The sequence below is a fragment of the Streptomyces sp. NPDC057438 genome (assembly GCF_042802995.1).
Classification (GTDB): Bacteria; Actinomycetota; Actinomycetes; order Streptomycetales; family Streptomycetaceae; genus Streptomyces.
This window is the reverse complement of record NZ_JBHVDD010000010.1, coordinates 38,874-51,266: the sequence shown is the minus strand read 5'-3', so window position 1 is coordinate 51,266 and position 12,393 is coordinate 38,874. Positions and strand designations below refer to the sequence as shown.

General features: G+C 71.2%; 9 protein-coding genes and 2 pseudogenes. 3 read left to right on the top strand and 8 right to left on the bottom strand.

Features of this window, described 5'->3' with window-relative positions:
* Positions 1-60: 60 nt before the first annotated feature.
* The 3 genes from ACFU5F_RS08730 to ACFU5F_RS08720 form a co-directional block, all read right to left on the bottom strand.
* Positions 61-804: an amino acid ABC transporter ATP-binding protein gene (locus ACFU5F_RS08730; protein ID WP_383884151.1), complete on the bottom strand. Its 744-nt coding sequence runs from the start codon at positions 802-804 to the stop codon at positions 61-63.
* A gap of 115 nt (positions 805-919) precedes the next feature.
* On the bottom strand, positions 920-1,792 hold the full coding sequence (locus tag ACFU5F_RS08725; protein ID WP_383883936.1) for an amino acid ABC transporter permease: 873 nt from the start codon (positions 1,790-1,792) through the stop codon (positions 920-922).
* Between the two features lie 117 nt (positions 1,793-1,909).
* Positions 1,910-2,782, bottom strand: a complete 873-nt coding sequence (locus ACFU5F_RS08720; RefSeq protein ID WP_383883934.1) for an ABC transporter substrate-binding protein — start codon at positions 2,780-2,782, stop codon at positions 1,910-1,912.
* A gap of 251 nt (positions 2,783-3,033) precedes the next feature.
* Between ACFU5F_RS08720 and ACFU5F_RS08715 the strand changes: the two genes are divergently transcribed.
* The 3 genes from ACFU5F_RS08715 (at position 3,034) to ACFU5F_RS08705 (ending at position 7,281) form a co-directional block, all read left to right on the top strand.
* Positions 3,034-4,653 carry a gamma-glutamyltransferase gene (locus ACFU5F_RS08715; protein WP_383883932.1) on the top strand — a complete coding sequence of 540 codons (1,620 nt, stop codon included), beginning with the start codon at positions 3,034-3,036 and terminating at the stop codon, positions 4,651-4,653.
* A 53-nt stretch (positions 4,654-4,706) separates the two neighbouring features.
* Positions 4,707-5,405, top strand: a complete 699-nt coding sequence (locus ACFU5F_RS08710; protein ID WP_383883930.1) for a TetR/AcrR family transcriptional regulator — start codon at positions 4,707-4,709, stop codon at positions 5,403-5,405.
* 487 nt (positions 5,406-5,892) lie between these two features.
* A complete protein-coding gene (locus tag ACFU5F_RS08705) occupies positions 5,893-7,281 on the top strand; it encodes a glycoside hydrolase family 16 protein (protein WP_383883927.1) in 1,389 nt (462 codons plus the stop codon).
* A gap of 88 nt (positions 7,282-7,369) precedes the next feature.
* On the opposite strand, the gene gnd is transcribed toward ACFU5F_RS08705, so the two are convergent.
* From gnd to ACFU5F_RS08680, 5 genes and pseudogenes are all read right to left on the bottom strand, one after another.
* Positions 7,370-8,251, bottom strand: coding sequence for a phosphogluconate dehydrogenase (NAD(+)-dependent, decarboxylating) (gene gnd, locus ACFU5F_RS08700; RefSeq protein ID WP_383884148.1), 882 nt, complete (start codon positions 8,249-8,251; stop codon positions 7,370-7,372).
* Positions 8,252-8,261: 10 nt separating this feature from the next.
* Positions 8,262-9,224: a glucose-6-phosphate dehydrogenase assembly protein OpcA gene (gene opcA, locus ACFU5F_RS08695; RefSeq protein WP_383883925.1), complete on the bottom strand. Its 963-nt coding sequence runs from the start codon at positions 9,222-9,224 to the stop codon at positions 8,262-8,264.
* Positions 9,221-10,750 carry a glucose-6-phosphate dehydrogenase gene (zwf, locus tag ACFU5F_RS08690; protein WP_383883922.1) on the bottom strand — a complete coding sequence of 510 codons (1,530 nt, stop codon included), beginning with the start codon at positions 10,748-10,750 and terminating at the stop codon, positions 9,221-9,223. Before zwf ends, opcA begins: the two co-directional genes overlap by 4 nt.
* A pseudogene (gene tal / locus ACFU5F_RS08685) lies at positions 10,747-11,929 on the bottom strand (transaldolase). Before tal ends, zwf begins: the two are co-directional and overlap by 4 nt.
* Positions 11,930-11,948: 19 nt before the next feature.
* Positions 11,949-12,390: pseudogene (locus tag ACFU5F_RS08680) on the bottom strand (transketolase C-terminal domain-containing protein); the annotation flags it as partial.
* Positions 12,391-12,393 lie beyond the last annotated feature (3 nt).

Below are 12,393 nucleotides of genomic sequence, written 5' to 3'. Positions count from 1 at the left end.
TGCCGCCCGACGGCCCGTGCCGATGAACGCCGGGCGGAGGGCGGAGGGGGCGGCCGTCGCTCACCCGTGCCCGTCGATGCGCCGCAGGAACGCCCTCGTGCGCTGGTGTTCGGGGTCTGTCATGAGCTTCTCGGGTGTCCCTTCCTCCAGGACCACGCCTTCATCGAACATGACGAGGCGGTCCGCGGCCGACCGCGCGAAACCCATCTCGTGGGTGACGACGATCATCGTCAGGCCGTCCTCGACCAGCTCCTTCATCACGGTGACGACCTCGCCGACCATCTCCGGGTCGAGCGCGCTCGTGGGTTCGTCGAACAGCATCAGCTCCGGCTTCATGGCGAGGGCGCGTGCGATGGCGACCCGCTGCTGCTGGCCTCCGGACAGGACGGACGGCCTCGAGGACGCCTTGTGCGCGAGGCCGACCCTGGTCAGCAGCGCGTGCGCCCGCTCCCTCGCCTCCGCCTTCGGCACGCCGAGGACCTTCATCGGGGCGACGGCCACGTTGTCCAGGGCCGTGAGGTGGGGGAAGAGGTTGAAGCGCTGGAAGACGAAGCCGATGGTGCGTCGCCGTTCGGCGATCGCCCGTGGCCGCTCCTCGACCAACCGGTCCTGGCCGTCCTTGTATCCGACCCGGCGGCCCTGGACGAGGATCTCTCCCTCGTCGATGCTCTCCAGGTGGTTGAGGCACCGCAGAAACGTGGTCTTGCCCGAGCCCGACGGCCCGACGACCACCACCACCTCACGGGCCCGGACGTCCATCGACACCCCGTTCAGCACCCGTACGTCGCCGAACGCCTTGACCATCCCGCGCGCCGACAGCACCGCCGACGGGTCCGCGGGTCCGGCCGGGCCCGTGCGTACCGGGGTGGCCCGGTCGTGCGGCTCGTTCCCCGCCGTCGCCCTCGCGATCGATTCCACGTCAGTGCGCCTCCTTGCCCGTGAGGGTGGCTTCCTTGTCCGCGACCTCGTTCTCCCGGCGTGCGGGGCCGCCGCCCCTGCCTCCGCCGCCGACGAACCGCTCCCGCAGGGAGGGGCCGGGCGGCGGGACGGTCCCGGGGTCCGCGAGTCTGCGCTCGATGAACCGCTGGACGAACGACCAGAGCGTCGTCAGAGCGAGGTAGTAGCACGCGGCGACGAGGAAGATCTCGAACGTCTTGAAGGTGGCCGAGTTGATCGACTGGGCCGTCAGGAACATCTCCTGCAGTCCGATGACCGACAGCAGCGACGTCGACTTCATCATCAGGTTGAACTCGTTGCCCAGCGGCGGAACGACGATCCGCAGCGCCTGGGGCAGCAGCACCACGCGCATGGTCAGCGAGGGAGTCATACCCAGGGCCTGCGCCGCCTCGGTCTGCCCCCGGTCGATGGCGTCGAGCGCGGCGCGAATGATCTCGGCCATGTAGGCGGCCTCGTTCACCGCGAGCGTCAGGATGGCCGCCTGCACGACGCCGAGAAGGACGAGGCCGCCCACCTGGACGTCGCTGAACCGGTAGACACCCGCCGCCGCGAGGCCGTTGTAGACGAGGACCAGCTGGACCAGCAGGGGCGTGCCCCTGATCAGCCAGACGTACGTCCGGCCGCACCAGCGCAGCGCGGCGAAGCGACTGCGCTGGGCCAGCGCGACGACGAGCCCGAGCACCACACCGAGCGACTGGGCGATGACCGATATGTACACGGTGCGCCACAGCCCTTCCAGGAAGATGCCCGAAGGGGACAGCAGATAGTGCCAGAAGAACGGCCAGTCGAAACCGGCCACCGGTGCCGGGTCGGCCAGCAAGGACGTGTCGATCACGTCATCCTCTTCCTGCGTAGGTGCGGATGCGGCCGGACCGGACCACGGCCGGCCTGACGTACGGCGGTCGGGACGTACGGCGTTCGGACGGCCCCACCGGTCGTACGGCCGGGAGTGCTAACCGGCGATGTCGTCGCCCGTCAGGTTCCACTTCTTGAGGATGGCGGCGTACTCGCCGTCCTTCTGGAGGGCGGCGAACGCCTTCGTGAGGGCGTCGTGCAACGCGGTGTCGTCCTTGCGGGTGGCGGCACCCACCTTGATGCGGTTGAAGGGCTCTCCGGCGAGTTCGAAGGTGCCCGGCTGCTGCTTCATCACGTAGGCCGCGGTCTCCAGGGTCGTGCCGTAGCTGTCGACCAGCCCGAGACGCAGTTGCTGAAGGGCGTCGGTGTCCTTGTTGAACAGCCGGATGTCGACCTTCTGCTTCCCGTCCGCCAGGCACTTCTTCGACTGGTCGGCGAGGTGGTCGGCGACGGTCGTACCCGTCTGCGCCGCCGCCTTCCTGCCGCAGAGGTCGGCCACGCCCTTGATGCCCTCGCCGTTCTTGGCGGACACGACAAGGGTGTTGGAGGCGTACATGTACGGGACGAAGTTCACGACCTTCTCCCGCTCGGGCTTGATGTAGAGCTGGGTGATGATCGCGTCGCACTGCTTGGCCTGCAGCGCGGGGATGATGCCGTTGAACGCGGTGTTGGCCCAGTTCGCCTTGACGCCGAGCCGCTCCGCGAGCGCGTCGCCCAGTTCGATCTCGGCGCCCACCGGCTTCTGCGCCGCGTCGTAGTAGGTCAGCGGCGGCGCGCTGATGTCCGAGCAGTAGGTGATCTGTCCGTCCTTCGCGAGGGTCCCCGCAGGCAGGTCGACCGCGGGCGAGGCCGAGGACGAGGGCGTGGCCTCGGTGGCGCCGCCGCACCCGGCGAGCACGGCCGCCGCCGCGACGGCGGCACAGGCCGCCGGGAGTGTCGTACGACTGGCACGACGGAACGATCTTGCCATTGCCGGCCTCCTTCAGGGGTTTCCGTGGTTGCGTGGGCCGATAGTCAGTGCGATAGTCGATGCCGTTGACTATGAGGGAAGCTTGGGCGGTCGCTCCGAAGCTGTCAAGGAATCTCCCGTAACGGGGCGGTTAACGACCATCTGCCCAAGGAACGGCTCCTGTTCGCCGCTCCCGGCACCGGGGCCGGACGCCCGCGGGAAGCGCACGGCACCCCTCAGAGGATCCGCGTGGGGCACTGGGGAAGGGAACCATGTCCGAATTCACTGATCGTCGGCTCTCCGCCACGGGCGGCGCATGGGCCGTCGCGACACCGCACTCGACGGCGAGCGAGGTCGCGGCCGACGTACTGCGCGGCGGTGGCAACGCGGTGGACGCCGCACTCGCGGCCGCCGCCATGCTGACCGTCGTCTACCCCAATCAGTGTTCGGTCGGCGGCGATCTGCTGGCGCTGGTGGGCACCGCCGACGGTGAGGTCCGGTTCGTCAACGCCGGCGGGCGGGCGCCACGGGCCGTGGACGTCGGGAAGATCGCGGCCGGATACGAGCGGATGCCCGTCCTCGGTGCGCTCCCGGTCACGGTCCCCGGCGCGGTGGCCGGCTGGGCCGCGCTCGCCGGGACCTGGGGAACCCGTCCGCTCGCGGCGGCGCTCGCTCCCGCCGAGGCGGCCGCCCGCGAGGGCGTCCCCGTCGCCCCCGGACTGGCTCTGGACCTGCGCAGGGAACGACAGATCCTGGCCCGCGACCCCGGGATGCTCGGCGTGTTCTTCGCCGACGGAGACGTCCTGCGGGCCGGCCGGACCCTGCGGCAGCCCGCCCTCGCCCGTACGCTCGCGTCGATCGCCGCGCAGGGACCGTCCGCCCTGTACGGCGGCGACGTGGGCCTGAGCCTGGTGAAACTGCTCGCCCAGCGGGGCTCGGCCATGACGGTCGAGGACCTCGCCGAGCACACGGTCCGGCTGTCGGGGACCCACGGCGCGGTGTACGACGGCGTCGAATACCTCTCCGGCGGCGACAACTCGCAGGGGCTGTACTTCCTCCAAGGCCTGCGCGCGCTCGACGTCGTGCGCTCGGAGCGCGGGACGCTCGACCCGCTGGGCCGCGACGCGGGTGTGGTGGCGTCCGTGCTCGCCCAGTCCGCCGCCGACCGCGACACCTTCTGCTGCGACCCGGAGTGGGGGGAGGCCACCCCCGCCGAAGAGTTGCTGTCGGCACCGTACGTGCGACGCGTCGCCGAGCGGGCCATGGCGGGCACGCCGGTCGAGCTGCTCGGGCAGCGCAAGGCCTCCGGCGACACCGTGGCCGTCGTCGTCACGGACCGGGACGGCACCTGGGTCTCCCTGATCCAGAGCGTGTTCCACTGCTTCGGCGCAGGGGTGCTCGATCCCGGCACCGGCGTCGTCCTGCACAACCGGGGCGCGTCGTTCTCGCTCGACCCGGCGTCGCCGAACCGGCTCGCCGGCGGCAAGCGCCCCCTGCACACCCTGATGCCCGTCCTGGTCCGCGAGACCGGATCGCTCGTCGCAGCACACGGCGTCATGGGCGGACGCGCGCAGCCGCAGGTGCACACCCACCTGGCCCTGCAGCTCGCCGCCGGCGCGTCCCCGGGACGTGCCGTGTCGGCGCCGCGCTGGGTCCTCGGGGCCATGGAGGCCGGGGTGACGGAGGGCGCCGGGACCGTCAAGGCGGAGCGGGACGTACCCCGCCCCGGCGTCCGTTCGATCGAGGGCGCGGGGTTCGCCGTCGACCTGATCGAGGCGCACGACGACGGTGTCGGGCACGGCCAGTTGGTCCGCCGCGCGGCCGGCACCGCCGGTCCCCGCCTGGTCGCGGCCACCGACCCGCGGGCGGACGGCTCGGCCGTCGCGGGCTGATCCGGCCGTCGCGGTGCACCACTATGGAGGGGAACCGACAAGGGGAAGGACATATGACCACCAGTAACGCCGGTCCGGCCAAGGGCACGCGCGGGACCCGGCTGCCCCGCGGCACGCTGAGCCAGGAGAGGATCGTCGAGGCCGCGTTCCGGGTGGCCGACTCGTCCGGCATGGACAAGCTGACGTTCTCGGCGCTCGGCCGCGAGCTGAGCGCTCATCCGACGGCGATCTACCGGCACTTCCGCAACAAGGACGAGCTGTTGCTGGCCCTCATCGACGCCCTGCACGAAGAGGCGCTGGCGAACATCCCGCCGCCGACGGACGACTGGGCCCACGACCTGATGCAGATCGCGGTCCACACCCACCGGGCGTTCCTCCGGCACCCCCGGGTGGGTGCCCTCGCGGCCGCGCGCACCGCCCGCCGGGAGAACGAGTTCCGGACCGTGGAACGGAAGCTGGACTGCATGCGCCGCGCGGGCCTCGACGACGACGACGCGGCCCGCTACTACCGTGTCTTCGCCGATCTGGTCCTGTCCTACAGCGCCATGGACGCGAGTCTGGCGTCCCTGTCCCCCGAGATCCGGGACGCGGATCTGCGGGCGTGGAAGACGGACTACCTCACCCTGCCGCCCGAGAAGTTCCCCAACATCGCCCGACTGGCCCCGCGGTTCAAGGAACTGGACGACCCCCAGAACTTCGTCACCGCCGTCCAGGCGGTCATCGACACGATCCGGGCGACGGCGCCGGCCTAGGAGAAGGCACAAGCACCGGAGACGGCACGGACGCCGAGAAAGGCCCGGACGCCGGAGAAGGCACGGACGCGCGCGGGCGCCGGAGAAGGCACGGACGCCGCGAGGGCGCCGGCGCAGGAGAAGGCGCGAGAAGGCATGCCCCGGCATCCCCTCGACGGTCTCGGGCACCGACGGAACAGGCCGGCGCGGTCACATCAGGTCGGCACACCACTGATCCGGTGCCACCTGCCGGGCCGTCCACCGCGACGCTCCGTGCCGCCCGCACCCGCAGGCCGCTCCGTCTCGGTGTGAACGCCGAGATCTCCTCGCGGAAAAGAGGTGAACTCGGCACGCGCGCAAGGACTTTCTCCGCTTCAACTCTTGACGACCGTGGTGTCACGGCGCACATTGTCCGCACGCTCTTCTCTTGAGAGCGCTCTCAGGACGGACTCCGCGGAGCGCTCCTCCCCACCCGCGCACTTCACTCCGTACCCCCGAAGAGGCCGCTATGAGTGAACCCTCCGGCATACCCCTCGGACGTCGCCGCCCGCTCAGGCGTGTGTTCCTCGCCATGGCCGGCGCGCTGGCGCTGGCCACGGCGTGGGCGACGACCGCCCAGGGCGCCGCCCCCACACCGCCCGCAGGCTGGACCCAGGTCTTCGTCGACGACTTCAACGGCAGCGCCGGCACCGGCGTCAACACCTCCGACTGGCAGTACGCGACCGGGACCTCGTATCCCGGTGGCCCCGCCAACTGGGGCACCGGCGAGGTCGAGACCATGACGAACAGCACCAGCAACGTCAGCCTCGACGGCAACGGCAACCTGCGCATCACCCCGGTCCGCGACTCGGCCGGCCGGTGGACCTCCGGCCGGATCGAGACCAACCGCACCGACTTCCGGCCCCCGGCGGGCGGCAAGCTCCGTGTCGAGGCACGGCTCCAGATGCCGAACGTCACCGGGACGGCCGCCGAGGGCTACTGGCCGGCCTTCTGGATGCTGGGCGCCCCCTACCGGGGCAACTACCAGAACTGGCCGAGCGTCGGCGAGCTGGACATCATGGAGAACGTGCAGGGCCGCAACCAGGTCTGGGCCACGATGCACTGCGGTACCAGCCCCGGCGGCCCGTGCAACGAGACGACCGGCATCGGCAACTCCACCGCCTGCCCGGGCACGACCTGCCAGTCCGGCTTCCACACCTACACCATGGAGTGGGACCGCTCGGTGACCCCCGAGACGATCCGGTTCTCCGTCGACGGCACCCAGTTCCACTCGGTCAACGCGGGCCAGTTCGACGCGACCACCTGGTCCAACGCCACCGACCACGGCTTCTTCATCATCCTGAACGTGGCGATGGGCGGCGCCTTCCCGGACGCGTTCGGCGGCGGCCTGGACGGCGACACCCGCTCCGGGGTGCCCATGGTCGTCGACTACGTGCAGGTGCTGTCGGCCGGCGGCGGCACCACCACTCCGCCGCCGACGGGCACGCGTGACGCGTACAGCGCCATCCAGGCCGAGTCGTACGACGGCCAGAGCGGCACCCTCACCGAGACCACGACCGACACCGGCGGCGGCCAGAACATCGGCGCGCTGGCCAACGGGGACTGGGCGCTCTTCCAGAACGTGAACTTCGGCTCCACCGGCGCGACGCAGTTCGTGGCCCGGGTGGCCTCCGGCGCCAACTCGGGGGTGAGCGGGCTGGTCGAGGTCAGGCTCGACAGCCGTGCGAACCCACCGGTGGGCAGCTTCTCGATCGGCAACACCGGGGGCTGGCAGTCCTGGCGGACGGTGCCCGCCAACATCAGCCGGGTCACCGGCACCCATGACGTCCATCTGACCTTCACCAGCGGCCAGTCGCAGGACTTCGTGAACGTGAACTGGTTCAACTTCGGCCGCTGAGCGCCCTGTCGGCACCGGCCCGAGGGGCTCCGCGCATCGGCGCGGAGCCCCTGTGCCGCCGGGGAACGTCTCCTGCCGCGTCCGTTCGCTACTTGTTCGACTCGACCGCGTGGCCCCCGAACTGGTTGCGCAGCGCGGCGATCATCTTCATCTGGGGGGAGTCGTCCTGACGGGACGCGAAGCGGGTGAACAGCGAGGCGGTGATCGCCGGCAGCGGCACCGCGTGGTCGATGGCGGCCTCGACGGTCCAGCGCCCCTCGCCCGAGTCCTCGGCGTAGCCGCGCAGCTTCGCCAGGTGCTCGTCCTCGTCGAGCGCGTTGACGGCGAGGTCCAGCAGCCACGACCGGATGACGGTCCCCTCCTGCCAGGAGCGGAACACCTCCCGCACGCTGGTCACCGAGTCGACCTTCTCCAGCAGCTCCCAGCCCTCGGCGTACGCCTGCATCATGGCGTACTCGATGCCGTTGTGGACCATCTTGGAGAAGTGCCCGGCGCCCACCTTGCCCGCGTGGACGTAGCCGTAGGGGCCCTCCGGCTTGAGGGCCTCGAAGATCGGCTGGAGCCGCTGCACGTGCTCCTCGTCGCCGCCCGCCATCAGGGCGTAGCCGTTCTGGAGCCCCCACACGCCCCCCGAGACACCCACGTCGACGAAGCCGATGCCCTTGGCGCCCAGCTCGGCCGCGTGCTTCTCGTCGTCCGTCCAGCGGGAGTTGCCGCCGTCCACGACCGTGTCGCCCGGCGACAGCAGCTCCGCCAGTTCGTCGATGACGGACTGGGTGGCACCGCCGGCCGGGACCATCACCCAGACGGTGCGCGGGCTGCCGTCGAGGCGCTCGACCAGTTCGGCGAGGCTGCCCACGTCGGAGACGTCGGGGTTGCGGTCGTAGCCGATGACGGTGTGGCCGGCGCGGCGGATCCGCTCGCGCATGTTGCCACCCATCTTGCCGAGACCGATCAGACCCAGCTGCATCGCTGCCATGTCAGTTCACTTCTCCCTGGGCTTCGGAAACGTTTCGGAGGGGCTTGTCGTCGGTGTTCCCGCCGCGCAGGGCGACGGCGTACATCTCGTCGGCGTCCAGGCGCCGCAGCTCCTCCGCGATCAGCTCGGAGGTGGGCCGCACCTTCAGGGCGAGGGTCCGGGACGGCTGCCCCGGCAGCGTGAGCGTGGCGAGCGGGCCCTCGGGGCGGTCGATGACGACCTCGCCCCGGGCGGTGCCCAGCCGTACGCCCGTGACCACCGGCCCGGCGGTCAGGACCCGCTCCACGGACACGCCGAGCCGGGCCTCCAGCCAGCGGGCCAGCAGTTCGGCGCTCGGGTTGTCGGCCTCGCTCTCCACGGCGGCCGAGGTGATGGTCTCCTTGGCCTGGTCGAGGGCGGCCGCGAGCATGGAACGCCACGGCGTCAGCCGGGTCCAGGCGAGATCGGTGTCGCCGGGGGTGTAGGAGGCGCTGCGCTGCTCCAGGGCGGCGAGTGGGGACTCCACGGCGTACATGTCGGTGATCCGGCGCTGGGCCAGCGCGCCGAGCGGGTCCTTCGCCGGGTTCTCCGGCGCGTCCACCGGCCACCACACCACCACCGGCGCGTCCGGCAGCAGCAGCGGCAGGACCACGGAGTCGGCGTGATCGGACACCTCGCCGTACGTCCGCAGCACGACCGTCTCGCCGGTGCCCGCGTCGGCGCCGACCCGTACCTCCGCGTCCAGGTGCGACTTGGTGCGGTCCTTCGGGGTGCGGGCGTGCCGCTTGATGACGACCAGGGTGCGCGAGGGGTGCTCGTGCGAGGCCTCCTCGGCCGCCTTGATCGAGTCGTAGGCGTTCTCCTCGTCCGTCACGATCACCATCGTGAGGACCATGCCCACGGCGGGCGTGCCGATGGCCCGGCGGCCCTGCACCAGGGCCTTGTTGATCTTGCTTGCCGTGGTGTCCGTCAGGTCGAATTTCATGGCCTGCGCCAGCTCCGTCCGTCTCGTGCGAGCATCTCGTCCGCTTCCTCGGGGCCCCAGCTGCCCGAGGCGTACTGCGCGGGCCTGCCCTGCTTGGCCCAGTACTCCTCGATCGGGTCGAGGATCTTCCAGGACTCCTCCACCTCCTGGTGGCGGGGGAAGAGGTTGGCGTCGCCGAGCAGCACATCCAGGATCAGCCGTTCGTACGCCTCCGGGCTGGACTCGGTGAACGACTCGCCGTACGCGAAGTCCATGGTGACGTCCCGGATCTCCATCGAGGTACCCGGCACCTTCGAACCGAAGCGCACGGTCATCCCCTCGTCCGGCTGCACCCGGATGACGACCGCGTTCTGCCCCAGCTCCTCGGTGGCGGTGGAGTCGAACGGGGAGTGCGGGGCGCGCTGGAAGACCACCGCGATCTCCGTCACCCGGCGGCCCAGCCGCTTGCCGGTCCGCAGGTAGAACGGCACCCCCGCCCAGCGCCGGTTGTCGATGCCCAGCTTGACCGCCGCGTACGTGTCGGTCGTCGAGGAGTGGTCGATGCCCTCCTCCTCCAGATAGCCGGGCACCCGCTCACCGCCCTGCCAGCCGGCCGCGTACTGTCCGCGCACGGTGTGTCGGCCCAGGTCCTCCGGCAGCCGGACGGCCTTGAGCGCCTTCAGTTTCTCGGTCAGCAGCGACTCCGCGTCGAACGCGGCCGGTTCCTCCATGGCGGTGAGGGCCAGCAGCTGCAGGAGGTGGTTCTGGATGACGTCACGGGCCGAGCCGATGCCGTCGTAGTACCCGGCGCGGCCGCCGATGCCGATGTCCTCGGCCATCGTGATCTGCACGTGGTCGACGTAACTCCGGTTCCACAGCGGCTCGTACATCTGGTTGGCGAAGCGGAGCGCCAGGATGTTCTGGACGGTCTCCTTGCCGAGGTAGTGGTCGATGCGGAAGACCTGCTCGGGGTCGAACACGTCGTGCAGGACCGCGTTCAGCTCGCGGGCGCTGGCCAGGTCGTGGCCGAACGGCTTCTCGATGACCGCGCGCCGCCAGGCCCCCTCGGGCGGAGTGGCCAGCCCGTGCTTCTTGAGCTGCTTGACGACCTTCGGGAACATGCTCGGCGGCACCGAGAGATAGAACGCGAAGTTGCCGCCCGTACCCCGGGAGCCGTCCAGTTCCTCGACGGCCTCACGGAGCCGCTTGAACGCCTCGTCGTCGCCGAAGTCACCGGGGATGAACCGCATCCCCTCGGCGAGCTGCTGCCAGACCTCCTCACGGAACTCGGTGCGGGCGTGCTCGCGGACCGCGTCGTGCACGATCTGCGCGAAGTCCTCGTCCTCCCAGTCCCGGCGCGCGAAGCCGACGAGCGAGAAGCCCGGCGGCAGCAGACCGCGGTTGGCCAGGTCGTACACGGCCGGCATCAGTTTCTTGCGGGACAGGTCACCGGTCACCCCGAAGATGACGAGCCCGGACGGGCCCGCGATCCGGGGCAGCCGGCGGTCCTCCGCGTCCCGGAGCGGGTTGAGCCACTCGGCGGTCATTCCCCATCAACTCCCTTGCTGTTCATCGTCTTCGCCACCATGTCCGACAGGTCCTGCCACGCCGCCGCGAACGCGGCGACGCCCTGGTTCTCCAGCAGCCCCACGACCTCCTCGTAGGAGACGCCGAGCGCCTCCACGGCCGCGAGGTCGGCGCGGGCCTGTGTGTATCCACCGCTCACCGTGTTCCCACGGACGACGCCCCGTTCGGCGACGGCGTCGAGCGTGGTCCCAGGGCATCGCGCTGACGGTGCCGGGCGCGTCCGGCTCCTCCACGTACAGGGTGTCCCGGTGGGCGGGGTCCGTCACGCCCGTCGAGGCCCACAGCGGGCGCTGCTTGTCGGCACGGGCCCCGGCGAGCGCGGTCCACCGGCTGCCCGGGGGCTTCGTGCCGCCTGCCCCGCCGACCATCTCTTCGTACGCCTCGTGGGCGAGGCGCGCGTCGGCGAGCGCGGCGCGGCCCCTGAGGGCCAGCGCCTCCGGCGTCTCGAGCAGGGTCAGCCGCTTGTCGATCTCGGCGTCCGGACGGGAGACGAAGAAGGGGGCGACGGAGTGGACGGCGGACAGATCCAGGCCCGCCGCCCGCGCCTTCTCCAGGCCCGCCGGATAGGCGTGCATCACCTCGTAGTGACGTTCCAGCGAGAGGACCAGGGTGACGTCGACGCTGATCCCTAGCCCGGCGACCTCGGTGATCGCCGGGAGCGCAGCCTTCGTCGCCGGGACCCTGATCATCACGTCGGGGCGGTCGACGAGCCGGATGAGCTGTCTGGCCTCGGCGACGGTCGCGGCCATGTCGTGGGCCGACCGGGGATCGACCTGGACGGACACCCGGCCCTCCCGACCCTCCGTCGCGTCGTACACCGGCCGCAGGACGTCGGCGGCGGCGCGCACGTCGGCGGCCGCCGACGTCCGGACGGCCTCGTCGGCCGTCACCCCGCGCGCGGCGAGGTCGTCGAGCTGGTCCTCGTAGCCCTCGCCGGAGCCGATGGCGGCCCGGAAGACGGACGGGTCGGTGGTCACGCCGACGACGTGCCGCCTCGCGACCAGCTTCGCGAGGCCGCCGGAGGAGACACCGGTGCGGGGGAGGCCGTCGAGCCAGACGGCGACGCCCTCGTCGCCGAGGCGCTTCAGCGGATCCGTGACGAGGGCCGTCACGGCTGTTTCGGAGCTCACAGTGATCATCTTCCTTCAGGCGCTCGCGTCAACCGCGGACGGCGGCGAGTGATTCCCGCGCGGCGACGGCGTGCTCGGAGGTGAAGCCGTACGCGGCGGCCGGCGTCTCCGCGTCGGCGGAGCGCCGAGGGGTTCGAGAGAGACGATGCGGCCGTGGTCACCGACGTAGCGGTACCAGGTCGGACCGGTCCCCTCCTCGACCGCCACGCGGGCCCGCCCGGACGGCGGCAGTACACGCTCACGGTGTTCGCGCGGCTGTTCCTCGCACCACTCCACCGACGGCATCGACACCACCCGTGTGCCGACCGTTCCGCCTCCGGCCGCTCCCGGGCGCCGACGGCCGGCCGCACCGCGGAGCCCGTGGCGATCACGATCACCTCCGGGGTCCCGGCCGAGGACTCCTGCGGCACGTAACCACTCTTCGCGGACCCGGAGTCGGGCGCGTCCACCGGCACGCCCTGACGGGTGAGCAC